The organism is Amycolatopsis dendrobii (genome assembly GCF_014145675.1).
Classification (GTDB): domain Bacteria; phylum Actinomycetota; class Actinomycetes; order Mycobacteriales; family Pseudonocardiaceae; genus Amycolatopsis; species Amycolatopsis dendrobii.
Window position 1 is genome coordinate 74,166 of sequence record NZ_JACGZW010000011.1, and the last position, 23,389, is coordinate 97,554.

The 23,389-nt window shown below is 70.1% G+C and carries 24 protein-coding genes; 16 read left to right on the top strand and 8 right to left on the bottom strand.

All coding sequences use genetic code 11. The annotated features are described in order from the left end of the window. Window positions 1-11: 11 nt before the first annotated feature. The 7 genes from H4281_RS30830 to H4281_RS30860 all read left to right on the top strand — a co-directional run bounded on the left by H4281_RS30830 (window position 12) and on the right by H4281_RS30860 (window position 4,715). The gene (locus H4281_RS30830) at window positions 12-761 is read left to right on the top strand and encodes a GNAT family N-acetyltransferase (RefSeq protein WP_182894410.1); all 750 of its coding nucleotides are present in this window, start codon (window positions 12-14) and stop codon (window positions 759-761) included. Beyond that, entirely contained in the window at window positions 758-1,759 is a 1,002-nt protein-coding gene (gene cofD, locus H4281_RS30835) for a 2-phospho-L-lactate transferase (protein ID WP_182894411.1), read from the top strand. Before H4281_RS30830 ends, cofD begins: the two co-directional genes overlap by 4 nt. Further along, window positions 1,695-3,089 carry a coenzyme F420-0:L-glutamate ligase gene (locus H4281_RS30840; protein WP_370648149.1) on the top strand — a complete coding sequence of 465 codons (1,395 nt, stop codon included), beginning with the start codon at window positions 1,695-1,697 and terminating at the stop codon, window positions 3,087-3,089. The genes cofD and H4281_RS30840 overlap by 65 nt, the downstream gene beginning before the upstream one ends. Beyond that, window positions 3,086-3,613, top strand: a complete 528-nt coding sequence (locus tag H4281_RS30845; protein WP_182894413.1) for an NUDIX hydrolase — start codon at window positions 3,086-3,088, stop codon at window positions 3,611-3,613. The genes H4281_RS30840 and H4281_RS30845 overlap by 4 nt, the downstream gene beginning before the upstream one ends. Window positions 3,614-3,657: 44 nt before the next feature. Further along, window positions 3,658-4,011, top strand: a complete 354-nt coding sequence (locus tag H4281_RS30850) for a GntR family transcriptional regulator (RefSeq protein ID WP_182894414.1) — start codon at window positions 3,658-3,660, stop codon at window positions 4,009-4,011. 54 nt (window positions 4,012-4,065) lie between these two features. Further along, complete coding sequence (locus tag H4281_RS30855) at window positions 4,066-4,320, top strand: hypothetical protein (protein ID WP_182894415.1); 255 nt, start codon at window positions 4,066-4,068, stop codon at window positions 4,318-4,320. 68 nt (window positions 4,321-4,388) lie between these two features. Continuing rightward, window positions 4,389-4,715 carry a hypothetical protein gene (locus H4281_RS30860; protein WP_182894416.1) on the top strand — a complete coding sequence of 109 codons (327 nt, stop codon included), beginning with the start codon at window positions 4,389-4,391 and terminating at the stop codon, window positions 4,713-4,715. Between the two features lies 1 nt (window position 4,716). Here the strand turns inward: H4281_RS30860 and H4281_RS30865 are convergent, their stop codons facing one another. Together H4281_RS30865 and manB are read right to left on the bottom strand one after the other, a co-directional pair. Further along, window positions 4,717-5,610, bottom strand: coding sequence for a DNA-3-methyladenine glycosylase family protein (locus H4281_RS30865; protein WP_182894417.1), 894 nt, complete (start codon window positions 5,608-5,610; stop codon window positions 4,717-4,719). Continuing rightward, a complete protein-coding gene (gene manB, locus H4281_RS30870) occupies window positions 5,610-6,689 on the bottom strand; it encodes a mannose-1-phosphate guanylyltransferase (protein WP_182894418.1) in 1,080 nt (359 codons plus the stop codon). Before manB ends, H4281_RS30865 begins: the two co-directional genes overlap by 1 nt. 140 nt (window positions 6,690-6,829) lie before the next feature. Between manB and H4281_RS30875 the strand changes: the two genes are divergently transcribed. Beyond that, a complete protein-coding gene (locus H4281_RS30875) occupies window positions 6,830-7,312 on the top strand; it encodes a hypothetical protein (RefSeq protein ID WP_182894419.1) in 483 nt (160 codons plus the stop codon). A 257-nt stretch (window positions 7,313-7,569) separates the two neighbouring features. On the opposite strand, the gene H4281_RS30880 is transcribed toward H4281_RS30875, so the two are convergent. Both H4281_RS30880 and H4281_RS30885 read right to left on the bottom strand, forming a co-directional pair. Continuing rightward, on the bottom strand, window positions 7,570-8,433 hold the full coding sequence (locus tag H4281_RS30880; RefSeq protein ID WP_182894420.1) for a glycosyltransferase family 2 protein: 864 nt from the start codon (window positions 8,431-8,433) through the stop codon (window positions 7,570-7,572). A gap of 70 nt (window positions 8,434-8,503) precedes the next feature. Next, window positions 8,504-9,139 (bottom strand): TetR/AcrR family transcriptional regulator, encoded by a 636-nt coding sequence (locus tag H4281_RS30885; protein ID WP_182894421.1) that lies wholly within the window; start codon window positions 9,137-9,139, stop codon window positions 8,504-8,506. A 134-nt stretch (window positions 9,140-9,273) separates the two neighbouring features. On the opposite strand from H4281_RS30885, the gene H4281_RS30890 reads away from it, so the two are divergent. Genes H4281_RS30890 through H4281_RS30900 form a run of 3 tightly spaced genes read left to right on the top strand, consistent with a single transcriptional unit; the run spans window position 9,274 to window position 11,260 of the window. Further along, window positions 9,274-9,885, top strand: coding sequence for an SRPBCC family protein (locus H4281_RS30890; protein ID WP_182894422.1), 612 nt, complete (start codon window positions 9,274-9,276; stop codon window positions 9,883-9,885). Window positions 9,886-9,911: 26 nt separating this feature from the next. Next, on the top strand, window positions 9,912-10,253 hold the full coding sequence (locus tag H4281_RS30895) for a hypothetical protein (protein WP_182894423.1): 342 nt from the start codon (window positions 9,912-9,914) through the stop codon (window positions 10,251-10,253). Between the two features lie 32 nt (window positions 10,254-10,285). Beyond that, the gene (locus tag H4281_RS30900) at window positions 10,286-11,260 is read left to right on the top strand and encodes an amidohydrolase family protein (protein ID WP_182894424.1); all 975 of its coding nucleotides are present in this window, start codon (window positions 10,286-10,288) and stop codon (window positions 11,258-11,260) included. On the opposite strand, the gene H4281_RS30905 is transcribed toward H4281_RS30900, so the two are convergent. Beyond that, complete coding sequence (locus H4281_RS30905) at window positions 11,257-12,387, bottom strand: glycosyltransferase family 4 protein (RefSeq protein WP_182894663.1); 1,131 nt, start codon at window positions 12,385-12,387, stop codon at window positions 11,257-11,259. The two genes, H4281_RS30900 and H4281_RS30905, sit on opposite strands and share 4 nt — an antisense overlap. Before the next feature lie 219 nt (window positions 12,388-12,606). Then, on the bottom strand, window positions 12,607-13,692 hold the full coding sequence (locus tag H4281_RS30910) for a glycosyltransferase family 4 protein (RefSeq protein WP_182894425.1): 1,086 nt from the start codon (window positions 13,690-13,692) through the stop codon (window positions 12,607-12,609). A gap of 18 nt (window positions 13,693-13,710) precedes the next feature. Between H4281_RS30910 and H4281_RS30915 the strand changes: the two genes are divergently transcribed. Genes H4281_RS30915 through H4281_RS30925 form a run of 3 tightly spaced genes read left to right on the top strand, consistent with a single transcriptional unit; the run spans window position 13,711 to window position 18,263 of the window. After that, window positions 13,711-14,640, top strand: a complete 930-nt coding sequence (locus tag H4281_RS30915) for a glycosyltransferase family 2 protein (protein ID WP_182894426.1) — start codon at window positions 13,711-13,713, stop codon at window positions 14,638-14,640. 31 nt (window positions 14,641-14,671) lie between these two features. Beyond that, the gene (locus H4281_RS30920) at window positions 14,672-17,185 is read left to right on the top strand and encodes a glycosyltransferase (RefSeq protein ID WP_182894427.1); all 2,514 of its coding nucleotides are present in this window, start codon (window positions 14,672-14,674) and stop codon (window positions 17,183-17,185) included. Next, window positions 17,178-18,263 (top strand): glycosyltransferase family 4 protein, encoded by a 1,086-nt coding sequence (locus tag H4281_RS30925; protein ID WP_182894428.1) that lies wholly within the window; start codon window positions 17,178-17,180, stop codon window positions 18,261-18,263. The genes H4281_RS30920 and H4281_RS30925 overlap by 8 nt, the downstream gene beginning before the upstream one ends. A 41-nt stretch (window positions 18,264-18,304) precedes the next feature. Here H4281_RS30925 and rfbD read toward each other — a convergent pair whose 3' ends face one another. After that, entirely contained in the window at window positions 18,305-19,192 is an 888-nt protein-coding gene (gene rfbD, locus H4281_RS30930) for a dTDP-4-dehydrorhamnose reductase (protein WP_182894429.1), read from the bottom strand. A gap of 28 nt (window positions 19,193-19,220) precedes the next feature. Beyond that, window positions 19,221-20,213, bottom strand: coding sequence for a dTDP-glucose 4,6-dehydratase (rfbB, locus tag H4281_RS30935; RefSeq protein WP_182894430.1), 993 nt, complete (start codon window positions 20,211-20,213; stop codon window positions 19,221-19,223). Window positions 20,214-20,329: 116 nt separating this feature from the next. Between rfbB and H4281_RS30940 the strand changes: the two genes are divergently transcribed. Then, complete coding sequence (locus H4281_RS30940; protein WP_182894431.1) at window positions 20,330-21,868, top strand: LCP family protein; 1,539 nt, start codon at window positions 20,330-20,332, stop codon at window positions 21,866-21,868. A gap of 64 nt (window positions 21,869-21,932) precedes the next feature. Continuing rightward, window positions 21,933-23,384: an LCP family protein gene (locus H4281_RS30945; protein ID WP_376771971.1), complete on the top strand. Its 1,452-nt coding sequence runs from the start codon at window positions 21,933-21,935 to the stop codon at window positions 23,382-23,384. Window positions 23,385-23,389 lie beyond the last annotated feature (5 nt).

Genomic DNA, 23,389 nt, shown 5'->3' on the forward strand with positions numbered 1-23,389 from the left:
ACAATCTAACCGTGAACTCCCGGGAAAAGCTCGAAATCGTGTGCGCGAAAGCATGGCCCGCGGTGGTCGAGGAGCCGCTCGGAGAATGGACTCTGCGCTGGGCGGACGGCTTCACCGGGCGCGCGAACAGCGCACTCGCCGTCGGCGACCCCGGCCGTCCGGTCCCGGACGCGCTCGCGGCGGTATGTGACTTCGCCCACGCTCGCGGCATTCCGCCCGCGGTCCAGGTGCTGGAAGACAGCGAACTGGAGCGAGCGGTGGCCGCGGCGGGCTGGCGCGAGCAGGTCGAGCACGCCGCTGGGCACCGGGTGTCGGTACTGACCGGTCCGCTGCCGTCCGGGCCCTCGCGCGGTGCCGAGGTCCTCGACCAGGCGACGCCGGAATGGTGGGAGTTGGCCGAGAACACCACCGCGCCGAGTTCCGCCCAGTGGCACGTGGTGACCACCGGAAAGGTCGGCTACGGCGTGGTGCTGGCCGACGGAATCACCGCCGGCGCGGTGCGCGGAGCCGTCGTCGACGACTGGCTGCACGTCGCCCGTCTCGCGGTCGCGCCGGAGTTTCGCCGCCGCGGCCTGGCCACCACGGTGCTGCACGCGCTGGCGGACTGGGGCCGCGCGCACGGTGCCGGCCAGTGGGTCCTGCAAGTGGCGGTGGGCAACGCCGGCGCGCTCGCGTTGTATTCCGCGCTGGGCTGTTCGGAGCACCACAGGTACCGGTACTGGGGCCCGGCGCCGCGGACGTGCGAGGATCGCCAGTCGTGAAGATCGTCGTACTGGTTGGCGGGGTGGGCGGCGCCCGCTTCCTGCTCGGGGTCAAAACCGCACTCGGACTGCCCGCGATCGGCTCGGAGGGGTCGGCCGAGTCCCCGCACGAGATCACCGCGCTGGTGAACACCGGCGACGACGTGTGGATGCACGGCCTGCGCATCTGCCCGGATCTCGACACCTGCATGTACACCCTCGGCGGCGGCATCGACACCGAACGCGGCTGGGGCCACGCGGGCGAGACCTGGACGGTCAAGGAGGAACTCGCCGCCTACGGCGCGGAGCCGACCTGGTTCGGGCTCGGCGACAAGGACATCGCGACCCACCTCATCCGGTCGCGGATGCTGCGCGCGGGCTATCCGCTGTCCCAGGTCACCGAGGCGCTGTGCGACCGCTGGCAGCCCGGCGTGCGGTTGCTGCCGATGTCGGACGACCGGGTCGAGACGCACGTCGTGATCGACGATCCGGAGCAGCCGGACCAGCAGAAGGCCGTGCACTTCCAGGAGTGGTGGGTGCGGTACCGGGCAGGCGTGCCCGCGCATTCGATCGTCGCGGTCGGCAACGACGAGGCCAAGCCCGGCCCCGGCGTGCTGGCGGCGCTGGCCGAGGCGGACGTCGTGCTGTTCGCGCCGTCGAACCCGGTCGTGTCGGTCGGCACGACGCTCGGGGTGCCCGGGGTGCGCGACGCGCTGCGGAAATCGCGGGCGAAGGTCGTCGGGGTGTCGCCGATCATCGGCGGGAAAGCGTTGCGCGGCATGGCCGACGCCTGCCTGACCGCGATCGGCGTGGAGACCTCCGCGGAGGCGGTCGGCCGCCACTACGGAGCGCGTTCGGAGGGCGGCGTGCTCGACGGCTGGCTCGTCGCGCCGGAGGATCACGAGGTCAAGGTGCCCGGCGTCGACGTGCGCGCGGTGCCGCTGCTGATGTCCGATGTGGACGCGACGGCGGACATGGTCCGCGCGGCGCTCGACGTGGCTGGAGTCTCTCTTGGCTGACCACGCTTCCCAGAAGATCGAGATCCTGCCGGTCCCCGGCTTGCCGGAGTTCCGTCCCGGCGACGATCTGACCGGCGCGATCGTGTCCGCCGCGCCGTGGCTGCGCTCCGGCGACGTGGTCGTGGTGACCAGCAAGGCGTTCTCGAAAATCGAGGGACGGCTCGTGCGCGTGCCGAGCGACCCCGAGGCGCGCGACGCGGCCCGGCGCAAGCTGGTCGAGGAAGAGTCGGTGCGGGTGGTCGCCCGGATCGCGCGCACGATGATCACCGAGAACCAGCTCGGCATCGTCCAGGCGGCGTCCGGGATCGACGCGTCGAACGTGCGCGGCGACGAGGTGGCGTTGCTGCCCGCGGACCCGGACGCGTCGGCTTTGGCGCTGCGCAACGGTTTGCGGGAACGACTGGGCGTCGAGGTGGCCGTGGTGGTCACCGACACCATGGGCCGCGCCTGGCGAGTCGGCCAGACGGACGCCGCGATCGGCGCGTCCGGCCTGCGCGTGCTGCACGGGTACGCCGGACAGGTCGATTCGCAGGGAAACGAGCTGGCTGTTACGGAAATCGCGGTCGCGGACGAGATCGCCGCCGCGGCTGATCTGGTGAAAGGCAAACTCGGCGGACTGCCGGTGGCGGTCGTGCGCGGCCTGCGAATCCACGACGACGGATCCACCGCGCGGAGCCTGATCCGCCCGAGCGAGACCGATCTCTTTCGCTTGGGCACCAACGAATCCATCGCGCAGGGCCGCCGGGAAGCGGTCCCGCATCGACGTTCCGTCCGGCAGTTCAGCGACGAGCCCGTCGACCCCGAGGCCTTGCGTCGCGCCGTCGCGTCCGCGCTGACCGCGCCCGCGCCGCACCACACGCACCCCGTGCGGTTCATCTGGTTGCGCGACGAAGGCTTGCGCCGCAAGCTCCTCGACGCGATGCGCGCGTCCTGGGAAGCCGATCTGACCAGCGACGGCTTCACCCCCGAGCAGATCGCGAAGCGCCTGTCCCGCGGCGACATTCTTTATCGCGCACCAGAACTGGTCATCCCGTTCCTGCTGCCCGAGGGCGCGCACACCTACCGCGACGACCGGCGAAACCGGCACGAGCGCACCATGTTCACCGTCGCCGCCGGCGCCGCCGTGCAGGGCCTGCTGGTCGCGCTGGCCGCCGAAGACCTCGGCTCGTGCTGGATCGGCTCGACCATCTTCGCCGCCGACCTGGTGCGGTCCGCTTTGGATCTGGACGACCAATGGCACCCGCTCGGCGCGGTCGCCATCGGGCACCCGGCCGAACCCGCTCCCCCGCGCGGACCGCTCACCACCGGCGATTGGCTGATCGAACGATGACCCTGCACGAATCCGCCGTCGCCACGCTGGCCGGCTGGAAGCCGGAGGCAGCGGCACAAGAGTCGCTGCGGCAAGCGTTTCTCGGCTTCCTGGCGTCGCGTTCGGACACTTGCCAGCGCTCCTGCGAGGCCGGGCACCTGACCGCGTCCGCGGTAGTCCTCGACTCCACGGGCACGCGAGTCCTGCTGACCCTGCACCCCCGCGTCGGCCGCTGGCTGCAACTCGGCGGCCACTGCGAACCGTCCGACGCGTCGCTGTCCGAAGCCGCCCTGCGCGAGGCCACCGAGGAATCCGGCATGAGCGGCCTGGTCATCGGGGAAACGCCAGTGCACCTGGACGTCCACCCGATCACCTGCTCGCTCGGCGTCCCCACCCGGCATTTCGACGTCCGGTATGCCGTGCACGCCCCGCCCGGCGCGGAACCCGTGCGCAGCGAGGAATCCGACGACCTGCGCTGGTGGCCGGTCGACGCGCTGCCCGCGGGTTCGGAAGATCTGGCCGAGCTGATCGCCGCGGCCCGTTAACCTGGGCGCATGGACCTGGGCATCGCGGAGAAACGGCGGCGACGATGAGCATCACCTACGACCCGGCGTCGTCCGTTCCGCCGTTCGAACAGGTCCGGACGTCGCTGGCCAACCAGATCAACGACGGCACCCTCGCCGTCGGCACGAAACTCCCGACGGTGCGCGGACTGGCTGCGGAGCTGGGCATCGCTCCAAACACCGTGGCCCGCGCCTACCGCGAACTCGAGGAAGCCGGTCTGCTGGAAACCCGAGGCAGAGCAGGCACTTTCGTCAGCGCGACCGGCGACGAGACGCTGTCGCGCGCGCAAGCCGCCGCGGCCGCCTACGCCGAGGTGATCCGGGGCTTGGGACTGTCGACCGAACAAGGCGTGGCCATCGCGGCGGCTGCCCTGCGCTGACCGCGGCGAGGTTTTAGCATTCGTTGCGTCCGTGCCCGATCCGATGGGAACCCCATGCTGAAACTCGTCCTGCCGGTCGCGCTGATCGTGCTGCTGGTAGTGGTGCTGATCCTGAAATTCACCCTGGGACGGCCGAAGCAGCCGCCGCAGGCCGGGCCGGGACAGTATCCGGGACAGCCACCGTACGGGCAGCAGCCGCAGGGCCAGTACCCGCCGCAGGGGCAATACCCGCCGCAGCCGGGTGCGCAACAGCAGTATCCGCAGCAGCCGGGGCAGCAGTATCCGCAGCAGCAGCCCCCGCCGGGCTGACGCGTTTCACCGCTCCGCCCGGACTGAGCGGACTACGATGAAGCCTCGCTCAAGGGAGGACCTTCATCGTGGCTGTGCAGCCTTGGCACCTCATCATCCTGCTGCTCCTGGTGGTCGCGATCGTGGTCGCGGTGCGCGCTTCGGCCAAGCGGAAACAAGGGCCTCCGCCGGGCTACTTCCCGCCGCAGCAGGGTTACCCGCCACTGCCCGGCCAGGGATACCCGGGCCAGCAGGACTATCCCGCGCAGAACTACCCCGGCTATCCGCCGTCCGGTCCGCAGTACCCGAACGTCCCGCAGCAGCAGTACTCACCGCAGGGCCAGTACCCGCAGCAGCCGGGTGTGCAGCAGCAATACCCGCCGCAGGGTCCGCAGAACCCGTACCCGCCGCGCTGATTCACATCGCCCGGTAATCCCGCAGTTCAATCCGCGGCCCGAACCTCGGCCGCCGAGCCCCGGCCGCACCCAAATACCGGATCGCCCGCTGCCGCTGCGGCGCGTAGGGCGCGAGCACCCGCGCCATCTCCTCGTCGTCGATCTCCCGCCCGAGCAGCGTGTGCCCGACCACCGCCGGAATGTTGTAGTCGCCAAAGCTCACCGCGTCCGGATCGCCCCACGCGCGCTGAGCGATCTCCGCCGCCGTCCACACCCCGATGCCCCGCACCTTGCGCAGCCACGCCCGCCCCTCGGCCCCGCGCAGCCGCACCGCTTCCTCCAGCCGCGGAGCGACACGGGCGGCCTCGATCAACGCCGTGCGGCGCTTCACGTCCACGCCGATCTTGTGCCAGTTCCAGTCCACAATGGACCGAATGGCGACCGGATCCGGCGGCACCCGCAGGAAGTCCGGTCCCGGCCCGGGGGCGCGCGTGCCGAACCACCGGCACAGCTCCGCCCACGACCGGATCGCTTCCTTGCCGCTCACCTTCTGTTCGAGGATCGCCAGCACCAGCGCGTCCCACACCCGGCCGGTCGAGCCGAGCCGCAGGCCGGGCGTGTCGCGACGGGCCGCGGCGATCACGTCGTGGTGCGCGACGAATCCGGTGTCGTCATCGTCCGCGCCGAGCAGCGCGGGCACGCCGTCGAGCAGGAAGTCCGCGCCCTCGCCCCAAGCTTCGGCCTCGACGACGCCGTCCGGCCGGTGCAGCAGCGCCAGCGTTCCCTTGCCGCCGGGCGTGTTCGCGGCCAGCCACCAGACACCGCGGTCGCGCCGGAAGTTCAGCGACCCGCGCCCACGGCTCAGCGGACCCAGCACCTGTGCCAGGTCCACCGGAAACCCCGGACGCCACTCCATCACGCGTCGCTCGAAAACCGGATGCCGCCGTCCGGCACCGCGACGCCGGGCCAGATCCGCACGCCGTCGAGCAGTTCGCAGCCAGCCCCCACGGACGCGCCGTCGCCGAGCACCACGCCGCGCAGCACCGCGCCTTCGCCGACCTGTGCTCCGCGGCCCAGCACCGAATTCTCCACAATCGCGTCCGGGCCGATCACCGCGTCGTCGAACACAACCGAGCCGGAGACCGTCGCACCCTTGCCGACGACGGCCCGCGCACCGATCGTCGTGCCGTCGGTGAGCTTCGCGCCAGTGAAGACGGAAGCCTCGTCCAGCGCCAGAAAATCACCGGTCGGCCCGGCCAGCGCGGAGGTGGGCGCGACGCCGCGGACCAGATCGGCACTGCCGCGGACGAACGCTTCCGGGGTGCCGACGTCGAGCCAGTACGAAGAATCGACAAATCCATGCAGATGCGCGCCATTTTCGAGGAGCCCGGGGAACGTCTCGCGTTCGACCGACACCCGCCGCCCGGCCGGGATGGTCTCGATCACCGGACGGCGGAAGACGTAGCAGCCGGCGTTGATCTGATCCGTCGGCGGGTTCGGCGTCTTCTCCAGGAAGGCGGTGACGCGCCCGTCGCCATCGGTCGGCACCGAACCGAACCGGCTCGGGTCGGGGACGCGCTGAAGGTGCAGCGTCACGTCCGCGCCGGAGTCGAGGTGGGTGCGCAGCTGGGCGTGCAGGTCGGCCCCGGAGAGAATGTCGCCGTTGAAGACGATCGCGTGGTCGGCGCGCAGCCGGTCGTAGACGTTGCGGATGGCGCCGCCGGTGTCGAGCGGCTCCTCCTCCACCACGTACTCGAGCTCAAGGCCGTGCGCGGACCCGTCGCCGAAGTACTCCTCGAACACCTCGGCCCGATACGACGTGCCGAGCACCACATGCCGGATCCCGGCCGCGCGGATGCGGGAGAACAGGTGGCTCAGGTAGGGCGTTCCCGCCGTCGGCAGCATCGGCTTCGGCGCGGACAGCGTGAGCGGGCGCAGCCGCGTGCCCTGGCCGCCGACCAGTACGACGGCGTCGACCTCGACCTCGGACGTCACAGAAATCTCCTTTGTATCACGCACCGCTGAGCGACAAGCCGCGGGAAACGTGGGCGGCGCGGGCCCCGAGGGCCTACCCTAGACAGGAAACAGGCGGGCCTTTCCCTAGAGGCCCCGGGTCAGTCGGGAGGCCGAGGGGAATGGACCCCCGCGATCGCGCGGACGCTTTGCTCGCACGCGCACGATCCCGCGGCGCCTTCGTGGTGACGCCGGACAACATGACGTCTCCGATGGATTCCTCCAGCACCCAGCAGATCTCCGCCTCGGTGGTCTCCGGGCTGGACCCCGACACGACGACGCAACTGCCCGCGTCGCTGATCGAAGAGAACGATCATCCGCTGGCCAGCGGCACGCGAACGCAGCCGTCGCCGCATCCGCTGGCCCAGCCGACGCCGACGCGGCCGCTCGAAATCCCTGGTGCGCAGCAGAACACCGCGCCGCAGCCGACGGTGCCGAGCCCGGCCGGTCCGCAGACGACGACGCCGCTGGTCCCGCGCCCGCAGGCGAAGCCGGTGGCGAGCCCGCTGAAGGAACCGGCCGAAGAGGAAATGACCGGCCTGGTCCCGACGATCAAGCAGAACAGCGGACGGTCCAATCTGTCCCGGCGGCTCGACGGGCTGTGATCCTCGCGGGGTCTGCCTCGGCCCGGGTTGCCCGGATTGCCCAGGGAGACTTCCCGTGCGGGAGGCCGCGTCTCCCGCGAGCGATCTTTACGACCGCAAAGTGTTGCGGCGGCTGAGCATCCGGACGTCCGCGAAGGCACAGCGGGTGCCCTCCCGTCCTTTGCGGACCGCCGCCGCTGTTGCCCGGAGACCGGGTTTCCCGCACGCACCTACGGGCACGGGCGGCACCGGGCACGAGTCCCGGCATCGCGGACTGCTCAGCCCTTGCGCGTCTCCAGCTTCACCCGCAGCGCCAGCCCGAGCTTCACCGCGGCCAGCACCGGCTTCCACAGCAGCCCCTGGTGCCGGTCGGCGAGGTAGCGGTAGGCGCTCGCGTGGTGTGCGCGCAGCATCTTCGCCGAGGCGCGCGCCGTCGAGTGGCCGCCGATGTGCATCACGCTCGACGACGGGGCGTAGACGTTCTGCCAGCCCGCCTTCGCGAGCCGGTCGCCGAGGTCGACATCCTCGAAGTACATGAAGTAGCGGGTGTCGAAGCCGCCGACGGAGTCGAACGCCTCGCGCCGGAAGAGCTGGCAGGAGCCGGACAGCCAGCCGGACGTGCGCTCGGTCGGCGCGGCGTTTTCCTGGCGGTATTCGCGGGTCCACGGGTTGCTCGGCCAGATCTTGCCGAAGACGGCGTGCCCGATCCCGCGCCCGAACGACGGCAGCAGCCGCGCGGACGGGTAGACGGTGCCGTCGAGGTCGTGGATCAGCGGCCCGAACGCGGCCCCTCGCGGCCAGCGCCCGGCGACCTCGATCAGCGCGTCGAGCGAGCCCGGCTCCCATTCGAGGTCCGGGTTGACCACGACAACCCAGCCGTAGCTGTCGTCGAGCGCCGCGACACCGCGGTTGGCGGCCGTTCCGTAGCCGACGTTCTCGCCGATGCTGACCAGCGTCACGTTCTCGCGTTCGGCGGCCTTCTCCGGAGCGCCGTCGGTGGACGCGTTGTCGGCGACGACGACGTGCACGTCGCGGTCAGTCGCCTTGTCGAGCGTGTCGAGGAACTTCTCGAGTGTTTCGCCCGGGAAGTAGGTCACGGTCACGACGCCGACGCGGTCACCATACGTGCGCTGCTCAGTCACCGCGCCATTGTCCACTGCTCACCGACGGCTACGTCAGCCCACCGACCCGGTCACCCGCAGTCACTTCCGCTTACGCTTTCAGCTCTGCCAACTCGTCGTCGATCAGCAGCGCCGGGTCGAACTTCATCCCGGTGAAGTGGCCGGCGAGTTCAAGCGACAGGACCCCGTGCAGGCGGGTCCAGAAGGACAGCGCGCGCCGCACCGCGCCGGTGCCGACGGTGTCGCTGTCCACCCACTCGCGATGGGTTTCCAGGTGCACGTGGAACGTCGTCGCCGGCTCCGGTTCGCCCAGTGCCGCGTTCGCCTCGATCAGGACTTCCATGACCTCGTTGGAGATCGCCGTCGTGTCCGGCAGCGCATGGTAGCCGGGCACCGGCGTGCCGTAGATGAGGAAGTAGCGCTGCGGATCGGCCTTGGCCCAGTCCCGGATGACGTGCGCCAGTGCCAGCAGGTCCGCCCCGGAATCCGCCGCTGCCCGGACGGTGTCGGCGAGACTCCGGAACGCGTCCCGGATCAGCGCGGTGATCAGCTCGTCCCGGCCGCGGTAGTACCGGTACAGCGCGGGCACGGTCATGCTCATCTGCTTGGCGATCGCGGTCAGCGACAGCGCGGGCAGCCCCGCCTCGGCGATCTGCTGCCGAGCGTGCTGCTTGATCTCCTCGCGCACCTGCTCGCGGTAGCGCTCCCGCGGTGCCTGTTCGGTCATCGGCCGTTCCCCTTCGTTCCTCTCCGCCCAGTGTAGTTAAGCCCCTTCACTTCCGCTATTGACGTTCACAGTCGGGAGCTTGTACGGTCTTCGCCAGAGTTAAGCCTATTAACTATCACTAATGGAGTTCACTAATGCCGAACATCAAGCCGCGGCTGCGCGCCGCACTGCTGGCCCTTCCGGTCGCCGCCGGACTGCTCGGCGCCGCGCCCGCCCAAGCCGCCACCACGCACCCGGGTTCCCTGACCTGCCAAGGAAAAGGCATCAACCCGGCCGCGCGGCTCCACCACCGCGCGGAGACCTTCATCAAGGCTCCGCTGAGCACTGTGTGGCGGCTGCACACCAACGTCGAAAGCTGGCCGCGCTGGCAAAAGCCGGTCACAAGCGTGCAGCGCCTCGACCCCGGTCGCCTGCACCCCGGTTCGCAGTTCCGCTGGACCACGCCCGCTCCGGCCACCCCCTCGACGCCGGCCACCACGCTGGTCATCACGTCGACCGTCCACCAGGTCAAACCCGGCCAGTGCGTCCGGTGGTCCGGCCCGGCGATCGGCAACGGCCTGCGGATCGACAAGGGAACGCACGTGTGGAACTTCGTCCCGGTGCGCGGCGGGGTCGTCGTCCGCACCGAAGAAAGCTGGACCGGTCAGCAGATCGAGGCCGACCCGGCCACCGCGATCAAATACCTGGCCCCGGGCCTGGACCTCTGGCTCGCCGATCTGAAGACCGCCGCCGAAGCTCGCTGCTGAACACACCTCGGAGAAGGAGAATCGTCATGACCGCGTCCCGCGCCTCGCTGCCCATCCTGATCACTGCCTGGTCCGTCCCGGCTCTCGTCCTCGGACAGTTCGCATTGCTCTCCGGCATTCCGCTGATCGCGCTTCTCATCTCCAGCCTGCGCGATTCCCAGCCGCGCGCGCTGCGCTGGTGGTCCGCCGGACTGGCCGCCGTCTATCTCGGAGTGCTCGCACTGTGGGCGTTAAGTCCGGAAAGCGCGCCGAGTTTGTCCAAATCCATGAATCCGGCGGTCACCGCATTCTTCGTCGCGAGCGGAGTAGCGGTCGCGGTCGCCCATCACGTCCGCAAACGTCCCAGTCCCGTTAACCGACGCTGGTAATCTCGAAACCACCAGCCGTAAAGAGGGGGCCGATGAAAACCGTCGCCATCGAGGAGCACTGGACCACCCCCGGCATCGACCGGATGCTGCGCACCGAATCCGGCGACCCGAGCATCGCGCACAACGACCGGGGCGATCTTCCCGAGCGGCTGCTCGACATCGGCGACCAGCGCGTCGCGTGGATGGACGAGGCGGGCATCGACGTCCAGATCCTCTCGATCGCGCCGCCGGGAACGCACGGATGCCCGGTCCCGCAAGGCATCGAACTGAGCCGCGAGGCGAACGACCTGGTCAGCGAGGCGGTCGCGAAGCACCCCGACCGCTTCCGCGCCATGACAACCCTGCCGATGTCCGATCCGGACGCGGCGCTCGCCGAACTGCAACGGACCGCGAAGGATCCGGCGCACGTCGGGGTCATGTCCTATGGCCGCAGCGGCGACCGTCCGCTCGACGATCCCGCGTACGACGAACTGCTCGGCGCGGCCGCCGCGCTCGGCCGGCCGGTCTTCGTCCACCCGCAGATCCCGGTGGAATCCGTCCGCCAGGCTTCCTACCGCGGTTTCAGTCCCGAGCTCGATCTCGGGCTGGCCACGTACGGCCTCGGCTGGCACTACGAGGCCGGGCTCGCCGTCATCCGGCTGATCCTGCGCGGAACGTTCGACCGCCACCCCGGACTGCAGGTCGTCCTGGGCCACTGGGGCGAGGTCGTCCTCTTCGCACTGGACCGGATCGACAGCCTGTCGCACACGGCCACGCATCTCGAACGTCGCGTCTCCGAGTATTTCCGCACGAACATTCACCTGGCGACCAGCGGAATGCTCGTCCCGCGAATGCTGCGCAACGCGCTCGAATACACTACCACCGATCGGATCCTGCTGTCCGGTGATTACCCGTTCCATCAGGTCCAGGCCGCGGCCATCACGGAATTCCTGGAGAAATTGCCCAACGAGGAAGACCGGGAAAAGATCGCGCACGCCAACGCGGAAACCCTTTACGGCCTCCGTTAGCGGTTGCGCAAATGCTGATGCCAGGCTTTTCCGTAAGCCTCGCGGTGCCGATCCGCCGTTGTCGTCCACGAGAATTCCTTGGCGCGCCGCTGCGCCGCGGAAGCCAAAACTGAGCGACGCGACGGATCGGCGAGCAATTCCGTCAACGCCGCGGCGACATCGCCCGCGCCGACACCGCAGTACGCGACCGCGTCGCCGCCGACTTCCGGCAGGGAGAGGCGGCGCGTGGTCAGTACCGCGGCACCGCAGGCCATCGCCTCGAGCACTGGCAGCCCGAAGCCTTCGCCGAGGCTCGGGTATGCCACGAGTTCGGCGCCGCCCAAGAACCCGGCGAGCGTCCCGAACGGCAGATACCCCGCGCGAATCACCCGAAGCCGGTGCGGCACCGCGTCCAGCGCGCGCTCCACCTGGGTGTCCCAGCCAGGCTGCCCAGCGAGCACGAGCGCCGGCGCGTCCCGCTGCCCAGCGACCGCGCGGGCATAACCGCGGATCAGCGCGGGCACGTTCTTCCGCGGCTCAAGCGCCCCGAGGAACGCGATATACGGCGTCGAGCCGAGCCCGACCGCATTCCGCGCCGCCGCGATCTCCTCCGGGGACGGCGGATGGAAGCGTTCGCTGTCGACGCCGTGATGGATGATCTCCAACTCCGCGTGCCGCACCGGGCTCACCCGGGCCAACTCTACCGCTGTCGCGTGACTGGGAACTACGCAGAGTGTCGCCCGCCGCAGCGCGGTGGCGGTCCACGCGCGGAAGAACCGGGCCTTGACCGACGAGTGCAGGACCGCGTCGGTGAAGAACGTCGCGTCGTGCAGCGTGACCACCGAAGCGGCCCCGCTGGCGAGCGGCATCGTGTAGTGCGGGGAGTGCACGACGTCGGCGGCGAGCCGGCGCACGAGCCGGGGCAAGGTGGCTTGCTCCCAGGTCAGCCGGGCGGTGCGGGTCGAGGTCGCGGGCGATGCGGCGACGATCCGGGAACTGGGCGCGAGCTGACTGTAAAGCGGCAGGTCACGCGGCTGGCAGACCACCGTCAGCCGGGCCCCGTCCTGGTCGAGCGCGCCGACGAGCGAGTCCACGTATCGGCCGACCCCGCCCCGATCCGCGGGCACCGCGGTCGCGTCGATCAGCACACGGGGATCACCGGTCACGAGTGCAGCGTACGGCGATCACCCACCGCACAGGTCAGGAACCGGCAAACTGCCGCCGACTCCGGGCGCCACCACCCTCGCCCACCTGCGCTCACCCGTCTGGGTTCACCCGACCGTGTCACCCCGATCGCAGCCCGGACCGGCGCTCGACCGCCGACGCCCAGCCCGCCAGACCGGCGCCGCAGCTGCCAGCCGGACCCGTCAGCCAGACCGCCGATGCGCGGCCCAAACCGCCTCAGCCGCCGCCCGCCAGGTAAACGTCCGAGCCCGCTCACGCCCCAGCTTCGACAACTCCGCGGCCTTGTCCGGCGACAGCAGCACCTCTTTGAGCGCCCAAGCCAGCGCGTCCGCATCCCCGCGCGGCACCACCACCCCCGCCCCGCCGGAGACCTCTACCAGGGCCGGGACGTCCGTGTGCACCACCGGCACCCCGATCGCCATCGCTTCCAGCAGCGGCAGTCCGAAGCCTTCGGCGAGGCTCGGCATCGCCAGCACGCTCGCGCCGCGCATCGCGGTCGCCAGCTGGGCATCGGTCACCTTGCCCAGGACCCGCACCGATTTCAGGCCGCGGTCGGCCGCCAGCCGCACCGGGTCGATGCCGCCCCAGCCGGGCTGGCCGGCGAGCACCAGGCCGACGTCGCCGACCTCGTCCGTGCCGTCGAGCTGCGCCACCGCGTCGACCAGCACGTCCATGCCCTTGCGCGGTTCGATCGTCCCGACCGCCAGCACGTACCGCGACGGCAGATCCAGCTTCGCGGACCCCTCGGGCACGGTCACGCCGTGCGGCACGACCCGCACCGGGACGTCCACGTCCAGCAGCACCGCCAGCTCGTCGGCGACCGCTCGGGTCGGCACGATCAGCCCGGACGACCGCCGCGCCGCCCTCGCGATCATCGACCGGTGCCAGCTGACGCCGCGGGCGGTCAGGGTCTCCGGATGCGTCCACGGCACGGTGTCATGCACCGTGACGGTCAGTGTTCGCCCAGCCGGGGCGCGGGGCGGCGCGAACGGGGTCGGCGCGTGCACCGCGTCACCGCCCGGCCACCAGCGCAGGCCCAGTTGCCACAGCGCGACCAGCGCCCTCGGCGGCAACGGCAGCACGCGCGGCCCCTCGACCCCTTCGATCCGCGCCGCGGAGACGTCCGCGTGCCGCGCGACCACGCTGGACACGGTCCAGCCGGGCGGCGCGGTGCGGGCGAGCGCGGGCAGCAGTTCGGCGGTGTACCGGCCGGTGCCACCCGGAACGGGGGCGAGCAGTTGCTCGGCGATCACGACCAGTTCGGGCACGCCGCTATTGTCTCCCAGGTGACCAGCGCGGAATCCGGCACCACCGTCGTCGTGGTGACCTGGCGTGGGGCGGACCACCTCGCCGCGTGCCTCGACGCGCTCGCCGCCCAAGACCGTCCACATCGGACACTCGTGGTGGACAACGCCTCAACCGACGGCACCGCAACGATTCTGGCCGCGCATCCCAGCCGTCCGGAGGTCCTCCGGCTGCGTCGCAACACCGGTTACGCCGGTGCGATGGCCCACGCGCTCGACCGCGTCCGCACCCCGCGTGTCGCCTGGCTCAACGACGACGCCGCCCCCGAACCGGACTGGCTCGCCAACCTCGAAGACGCCCTCGACAGCCAGCCGCTGGCCGCCGCCGTCACCTCGCGGCTCGAACTGCCCGACGGCAGCACCCAGTCGACCGGCGTCCGGCTCACCGCCGACGGCCACGGCGCCGACCTCACCGAACCCAGCGACGAGGTCTTCGGCTTCTGCGGCGGTGCCGCGCTGCTGCGCACGGACGCCGTGCGCGCGGTCGGCGGCGTCCCGGCGAGCTTCTTCTGTTACTACGAGGACACCGACACCGCGTGGCGGCTGCGGCTGGCCGGATGGCACGTCGCCGCCGCGCCCAAAGCGCGGGTCCAGCACCTGCACGGAGCCAGCACGAACCCCGGTTCACCGCAATTTCACCGCTGGAACGAACGCAACCGCCTGCTCATGCTGCTGCGCTGCGCACCTGCGAAAGCAGCGATTCGCGAACTGGCCCGCTTCGCCGCGATCACCGCGTTGCTTCCGCTGCGCCGGCACCGTCCCGACGCGGCGAACTTCGACCCCGCGCTGCGTACGCGGGTGCTGGCGGAGGTCGTCCTCCGGCTCCCCCGCACGCTGCGGGAACGCGGTCGCGTGAGCCGGATCTCGGCGCTGGGCCGAGGCGCGATCTGGGATGCCTGGGCTGGCCTTTAAGCTGGGCGGAAATTCGACGGAGGAGCTCGTCTTGGCAGTGGGGGACCCGCAACCGCTCGTCTCGGTGATCGTGGTGAATTACCGCGGCGCCGACGACACCATCACCTGCCTGCGGGCGCTGCGGACCGACCTGGATTACGCGAATGTCGAGCTGATCTGCGTCGACAACGCTTCCGGCGGCGACGACGCGGCCCGCATCCGCGCCGCGGCGCCCGACGTGCAGCTCATCGAATCGCCGGTCAACACCGGGTTCGCGGGCGGCTGCAACCTCGGCGCGCAGCACGCGAACGGCACCGTCCTCGGCTTTCTCAACAACGACGCCCGCCCCGCTCCGGCGTGGGTCTCCGCGGCTGTCGCCGAACTGCGCGCACAGCCGACCGTCGCCGCGGTGGCGAGCAAGGTCGTCGACTGGGAGGGCACCGGCACCGACTTCGTGGACGCGGGTCTGACTTGGTTCGGCATGGGCTACAAGCGCCACGCCGGCAGCCCGCTCGCGGATGTGCCCGAGGCTGAGCACGACGTCGCCAAGGACGTCCTCTTCGGCACCGGCTCCGCGCTGTTCGTGCGCGCGTCAGTGTTCGCCGAACTCGGCGGTTTCGACGAGCGCTTCTTCATGTTCTACGAGGACGTCGACCTCGGCTGGCGGCTCAACCTGCGCGGCTGGCGCGTGCGCTACGTGCCGGAATCGCTCACCTACCACCGCCACCACGGCACCATGGCCGCCGTCGACGCGCCCGACACCGGCCGCGAGACCTTCCTGCTGGAACGCAACGCACTGGCCGCGCTGTACAAGAACCTCTCCGACGAATCCCTGGCCCGCGCCCTCCCCGCGGCCCTCGCACTGGCCGTCCGCCGGGCGACCGCACGCGGCGGCATCGACCCGGATCAGCTGGACCTGGAGAAGGGCGTCGGCCCCGTCGACACCTCGGAAGTCCCGGTCCCGCGCACCACGCTCGCCGGAGTGCTGGCGGTGGACCGATTCGTCGAGATGATGCCGGCACTGGCTGAATCCCGCGCAGTCGAGCAAGCCGCGCGCGTACGTACCGACGCCGACCTGCTTCCGTTGCTGCGCAAGGCACTTGAGCCCGCGTACCCGCTGCCGGATTACCTCCGCGCACACGAAATCCTCGTCGAAGCGTTCGGCATCAAGGACGTGTTCGGCCAGCGCCGCAAGATCCTCGTCCTGACCGGCGATTCGATCACCGAGCGGATGGCGGGCCCGGCGATCCGGGCGTGGAACATCGCCTCGACGCTGTCCGCCGAGCACGACGTACACCTCATGACCACGAACCCGCTGGTCTCGCCCCCGCCCGCGGCCTTCCAGGTCAGCTCGGGCAAACACCGCGACCTCGACGGCCCGATCGAATGGGCGGACGTCGTGATCCTTCAGGGGCACGTGCTGGAGCTGGCGCCGTCGCTGAAGAAGCAGCACGAGCACAAGATCGTGGTCGCCGATGTGTACGACCCGATGCACCTGGAGCTGCTGGAACAGGGCAAGGACGCCCCCGACGACCAGCGCGCGCTCGACCTGGCCGGCGTCACCCGCGTCCTCGACGCCCAGCTCGAACGCGCCGACTTCTTCCTCTGTGCCTCCGAACGCCAGCGCCATTTCTGGCTGGGCCACCTCGCCGCGCTCGGCCGCCTGTCCCCGCGCCTCTACGACGCCGACCCGACCACCCAGTCGCTGCTCGCCGTCGTCCCGTTCGGCCTCTCCCCGCAGGCCCCGGCGCGCACCGGCCCCGGCCTGCGTTCCGCTCTGGGCATCGGCGAATCCGACCGTGTCGTCCTGTGGGCAGGCGGTGTCTACAGCTGGTTCGACCCGCTGACCCTGATCCGCGCCTTCGACCTCCTGCGCCACCGCCGCGACGACGCCCGTCTGGTGTTCCTCGGCATGAAGCACCCGAACCCCGAGGTCGCCGAAATGGACATCGGCGCCCGGACTGTTCGGTTGGCGGATTCGCTGGGCCTCACGGACAAGAACGTCTTCTTCAACGAACAATGGGTCCCCTATTCGGACCGGCAGAACTGGCTTCTCGACGCCGATTGCGGTGTCACCACGCACTACGAACACGTCGAGACGACTTTCGCTTTCCGCACCCGGGTTCTCGACTACCTGTGGGCCGGCTTGCCGATCGTGACGACCGACGGGGACGCGTTCGCCGACCTCGTCCGGGCGGAAGGCCTGGGCGTCGTCGTCCCCGCCGAAGACGCGGGCGCGCTGGCAGACGCGCTGGAAAAGTCCTTGTACGACCGGGAATTCGCCGACGCCTGCGTCGAACGAATCCGCGTGGTCGCGCAGCGGTACGCCTGGCCGGAGGCGCTGAAGCCGCTAGTGGAGTTCTGCCGCAACCCACGCCCCGCCGCGGACCGGTTGCCCGGTGGCGCCGACCTCACCGTCAGCGACCCCGTACGCGGCACCGCGATGGTACGGCGCGATTTGGCTCTGGTACGGGAATATCTCGCCGCTGGCGGCCCAGGCGAGCTGGCGAAGCGAGCAGCCGGACGGGTCACGAAGGTAGCGCGGGAGCGGTTGCGCCGTGGCTGACCGTCCGCTGCGCGTCCTGCTAGACGGCACCCCTCTGCTCGGTTCCCGGACGGGCATCGGCCGGTACACCGCCGCGTTGAGCGAAGAACTCGCTTCCATGTCCGAAGTGGACCTTCGCGCCGTCGCCTTCACCCTGCGAGGCTGGCGGAAACTGCGGCATGTCTTGCCCCACGGCGTTCAAGCACGGGGAATGCCAGTCTCCGCAAGGCTTCTCCGCGCCACCTGGCTACGCACCCAGTTGCCGCCGGTCGAACTTTTCGCCGGGCCGACCGACGTCGTGCACGGCACGAACTTCGTCCTCCCCGGCCGCCTCCGCGCCGCCGGAGTCCTGACGATTCACGATCTGGCTTTCATCGACGCCCCCCAGGAATTGGCGCACTCCGACCGGACTCTCCCGGAATTGGTCCGACGTGGCGCGCATCGGGCGAATGTCATCTGCACCCCCACCGAGGCGGTCGCGGATTCCGTCGCGGAAAAGCTGGACGTCGACCGAGCCAAAATCATCGCCACCCCGCTCGGAGTGAACCCAGCCTGGTTCACCGCCCGGCCGCCCGATGACGGAGTGCGGGCGAAACTCCGCTTGCCGGAGAAGTACCTGCTGTTCGCCGGTGCCGCCGGTCCGCGCAAGGGCCTGGACTGGCTGGCCGCTGCCCATGCCGCCGCTCCAGACCTGCCGCCGCTCGTTTTCGCCGGCCCCGGCCCGTTTCCGAGGCTGCCACGGTCCGGACAGACCGGTTATCTGTCCGATGTGGACCTTCGCACGGTGGTGGCCGGCGCGGCCGCCCTGGTTCTCCCTTCACGGGACGAGGGCTTCGGCCTCCCCGTCCTGGAAGCAATGGCCTCGGATGTTCCCGTCGTGTGCACCGACATCCCAGCCCTGCGCGAGGTAGCGGGCGACTGCGCGACCCTGGTTCCCTACGACGACGTGGACGGCCTCGCAGAAGCCTTAAGGCAAGCCGTGACAGACCCGCACGGCCTGGCCACCTCCACCGCCCGCAGAACCCACGCAGCAAGCTTCACCTGGCACAACACCGCACTGCGGACTCTCGACGCCTACCGCCAGGCCGTAGCGCGCTGACCCTCGTGAGTGCCGATCCCGGTTAGAACCGGGATCGCCGCTCACGAGGCCGTGACGTAGGCGTGCAGCGCTTCCCGCCAGTTTCGCAGCGGAGTCAGGCCCGCGTCTTGCCAGGAGGCGTTGGACAGCAGGGAGTACGCCGGGCGGGGAGCTGGTCGAGGGAATTCTTCGGTAGTGCAGGGCTTGACCCGTTCAGGATCCGCTCCGATCTCCTCGAAGATCGCCCGCGCGAACCCGTACCAGGAAGTCTCGCCGCCGCCGGTGCAATGCAGGACCTTCCCGGCAGGCCCCCGGCCGGAAGCGACCGCCTCGGCCAGCTCCCACAGGCCGCGAGCCAAATCAGCCGACCAGGTAGGCGCGCCCACCTGATCGTCCACCACAGACAACTGATCCCGCTCCGACTCCAACCGCCGGATCGTCTCTACGAAATTCGCCCCGGTCTTCCCATAGACCCAACTAGTCCGCACCACCCAGGCCGACGCCCCCGACCCGAGTACCGCATCCTCCCCGGCAGCCTTAGTCCGCCCGTAGGCATTCCGCGGCCCCAAAGCATCATCAACCGCATAAGGCCGATCCCCGTCCCCCGGAAAAACATAATCCGTAGAGATGTGAATCAACGGCACCCGCCGCGAAGTGCAAGCCGCGGCCAACACCCGAGGTCCGTCAACATTCACCGCGAACGCCCGGGCCTCATCCGACTCCGCGGCATCGACCGCCGTATAAGCCGCGGCGTTGATCACCACCGGCACCGCACCAGCAGCCGCGGCCCGTTCGGCCAGCTCGCCGACCGCGGCGATCACCTGGCCGGTAGCCGTGACATCCAGCTCCGCCGACGAAGGCGCGATCACCTCCGTTTCCGGGCCCGCGGTATTCACCAGGTCCCGGCCCAGCTGACCAGAACCGCCGGGCACGAGCACTGCCAGCCGCACCGGCGTACCTCCTACTGCGAAAAGGGTTTCAGGACGTGCCGAGCGCGGCGCGGGCCTTCAGCGGCTCCCACCACGCGCGGTTGTCGGCATACCAGCGCACCGTCTCCGCCAAACCGTCCTCGAACGACACCCGCGGAGCGTAACCGAGTTCGGCGCTGATCTTCGCGATGTCGACCGAGTACCGCCGGTCGTGACCCTTGCGGTCGGCCACTGGTTCGACCATTTCCCAGCCGACGCCGACCGCGTCGAGCAGGCGTTCGGTCAGTTCCCGGTTGGTCAGTTCGGTGCCGCCGCCGATGTTGTAGATCTCGCCGGGACGGCCGCCGTCGGCGACCAGCTGGATTCCGTGGCAATGGTCGTCCACGTGCAGCCAGTCCCGGATGTTCAGACCATCGCCGTACAGCGGGACCTTCTTGCCGTCCAGCAGGTTCGTCGCGAAGAGCGGGATGACCTTTTCCGGGAACTGGTACGGGCCGTAGTTGTTCGAGCACCGCGTGACGCACACCGGCAATCCGTGCGTCCGGAAGTACGAGCGGGCGATCAGATCCGACGAGGCCTTCGAGGCGGAGTACGGCGAATTCGGCTCCAGTACGTGCTCTTCCGACCACGAACCGTCCTGGATGGACCCGTACACCTCGTCCGTCGAGACGTGCACGAACTTCCCGACCTGCGCCTCCAGCGCGGCCTGCAGCAACGTCTGCGTGCCGAGCACGTTGGTGAGCACGAAGTCCGCCGAGCCGAGGATCGAGCGGTCCACATGGGACTCCGCGGCGAAGTGCACGACCAGACCGACGCCGCTCATCAGCTCGGTGACCTGCGCGGTGTCGCAGATGTCGCCTTGCACGAAGCGCAGCCGCGGGCTGTCGGCGACCGGGGCGAGATTCGCCTCGTTGCCCGCGTAGGTGAGCTTGTCGAGCACCACGACCTCGGCGTCGGCCAGCGTCGGATACGCCCCCGACAGCACCTGCCGCACGTAGTGCGAACCGATGAACCCGGCACCGCCTGTGACCAGGACCCGCATCCTCATCCACCCTTCCGCCCGACCGGGCATTCTCGCCACCAGCCTACGGGTGGCTCACTCAAGGGTCGGTAGAGTTCGACAAAGCGCGAAAAGCGCGAGCATCCTGGGGAGGAACAGTGGCCGAATGGCCGGGGACACCGCTGCCGGTGCACCGCGGTCGCGGCGTGGTCGTCGTGCTGCGGCGAGGCGGGAAGATCCTGCTGTCCGTCGTGTCCGTGGTCGTGCTCGCGGTGACCTGGTACGGCTGGCAGTTCATCGGCGACCCGCAGTCCGGCTTCTCCACCACGGCGATTTTCGGCGAACAGCAGCCGCACGCGAAACCGCTCGACGGCGCGATCGACATCCTCCTGGTCGGCCAGGACAGCCGCACCGACGCGCAGGGCAATCCGCTGCCCCGCGAGGTGCTCGACATGCTGCACGCGGGCGAGTCCGACGGCGAAAAGCAGACCGACACGATGATCCTCGTGCACATCCCGCAGAACGGGGAGCACGCGATCGCCATCTCCTTCCCGCGCGACTCCTACGTCGAGATCACCGGCGGCTTCGGCAAGCACAAGCTGAACAGCGCGTACGTCTACGCCTACAACGACACCGCCAAGACACTGCAGGCCAAGGGCAACGCCGACCTCAAGGACGTCGACGAGAAAGCCAAGCTCGCCGGACGCAAGAACCTCGTCGCGACGCTCGAGAAGTTCATCGGCAAACCGGGCATGATCGACCGCTACGCCGAGGTGAACCTGGCCAGCTTCTACGAGGTCACGAAGGCCATCGGCGGCGTGCAGGTGTGCCTCAAGAACCCGGTGAAGGAAAAGAAGTCGGGTGTCGACCTGCCCGCGGGCAAGCAGACCATCGAGGGCGTCCAGGCGCTCGCGTTCGTCCGCCAGCGCTACGGCCTGCAGAACGGCGACCTCGACCGGATCGGGCGCCAGCAGGCGTTCCTGTCCGGACTGGCGAGCAAGGTGCTCTCGTCCGAGGTCCTGGCCAACCCGGTGCGGATCGCGCAGCTCATCGACGCGGTCAAGAAGTCCGTGGTGCTGTCCGCGGGATGGGACCTGTCCGAGTTCGTCGACCAGATGCGCGGGCTGACCGGCGGAAACGTCGAATTCCACACCATCCCCACCGAGGGCAACGCGGTCATGGGCGGCGCTGACGTGCTGCGCGTCGACCCGGCGAAGGTCCGCGCCGAGATCGACCGGCTGACCTCCGACGGCAGCGCCCCGACCTCCAGCAACGCGCCGTTGCCCGGAGCCGCGCAGACCACCGTCGAACTGTTCGACGGCTCCGGCTCGGGTGCCGCCGACCAGATGCAGAGCCTGTTGCAGGGCAAGGGTTTCCAGATCGGCGCCAGCACGAAGCTGTCCACCCGGGCGACGACCGTGCTGCGCTACCACCCGTCGGACGAGGCCGCCGCCGATCTGGTCCGCCAAGCCCTCGGCAGCACCGCACAGGCCGAGCCGGACGCCGACGTCGCCGCCGGGCACGTCCGGGTGATCCTCGGCAAGGACGCGCGCGACACCGCCGGCGCGTCGGCCACGACGTCCTCGGCTCCTCCTGCGGCACCGCCCGCGTCCTCGCCGTCCGGGACCCCTCCGTCCAGTTCCTCGAACTCACCCGCGCCGCTCATCACGGCGGGCGATGTTCCCTGCGTCAACTAGAGTCGAGCACCCAGCGTGGCGGCGCGCCGCAGGCCGTACGCTGGTGAGCGGGGAGGTAGCCGGGGTGAGCGAAAATCAGGACAAACCGGACCGGACGGCGGATTCCGCCGACAGTCCGGCGGTTTCCGACGCCTCGGACCGTGAATCCGACGGAACGCCGGAGCCGAAGCACGCTGCCGCTGAGCCTGCCGCCGAAGAAACCGAACCGGTCACCGAGGCGGCGGCCGACGACGACGCCAAGCCAGTCACCGAGGGCGCCGCAGCCGAGACGGCGGCCACTTCCGAGTGGAAACCCTCGCCGCACCCGCGCGTCGAACTCCCCCAGCCGTCGAACCCGGCACCGCCGCCGGAACCGCAGCGCCGCCCGGGCCGGGCCGCCCGGATCACCCGCCGCGTGGCGATCGGCCTGGTCTCCCTGCTCGCGCTGAGCGGCACGGGCTACGCGTACGTCACCAAGGACAAACTGCAGGACAACGTCGCGACCGCCGACGTCCTCACCCCGCGCGCGGGCGAACCCCCGGCCCCGCCCGCCGACGACGGCGGCACCGACATCCTGCTCGTCGGCAGCGACGCGCGCACCGACCAGCAGGGCAACCCGCTGCCGCTGAGCATGCTGAAGTCGTTGCGCACCGAGGACAAAGCCGGCATCAACACCGACACCGTCATCCTGCTGCGGATCCCGAAGAACGGCGGCAAGGCGTCCGCGGTGTCGATCCCGCGCGACAGCTGGGTCGACATTCCGGGCCGAGGCAAGGCGAAGATCAACTCCGCGTACGGCGTCGCCAAGGCGCGCGCCGAGCAGGAGGAACGCGCGCAGGGCGAGCACGACCAGGCGAAGATCGCCCGCGATTCGGACGCCGCCGGGCGGCGGGCGCTGGTCCAGACCGTGCAGGACCTCACCCAGGCGCGCATCGACCACTACGCCGAGGTCAACCTGCTCGGGTTCTACCTGATCACCGAGGCCGTCGGCGGCGTGCCGGTGTGCCTCAACCACGCGACGTCGGACAAGGACTCCGGGGCGAATTTCCGCCGCGGCGTGCAGACGGTGAGCGGCGGCGAGGCGCTGTCCTTCGTGCGCCAGCGCAAGAACCTGCCCAACGGCGACCTCGACCGGATCAAACGGCAGCAGGCGTTCCTGTCCTCGGCGATGCGCAAGGTGCTGTCCGCGGGCACGCTCACCAATCCGAGCACGCTGAACAGCCTGATGGACGCGGTGCACCGGTCGTTCGTCCTCGACGACAGCCTCGACGTGCTCGAATTCGCCCAGCAGGTCAAGGGCGTCGCGTCCGGCGATCTGACCTTCGCGACGATTCCGGTGATCACCACGAACGGCCGCAGCGAGGACGGGCAGAGCATCGTCGAGGTCGACCCGGCCGCGGTGCGGAAGTTCGTCGCGGGACTGGCCGGACGCAGCAGCACCGGTGGCACAGGAGGCACCGCGGGCGGCGGCGCGGCGGCCGGCGCGGTGTCGCAGAGCCTCGACTCCGGAATCCCGGGCGTGCCCTGCGTCGACTGACGCCG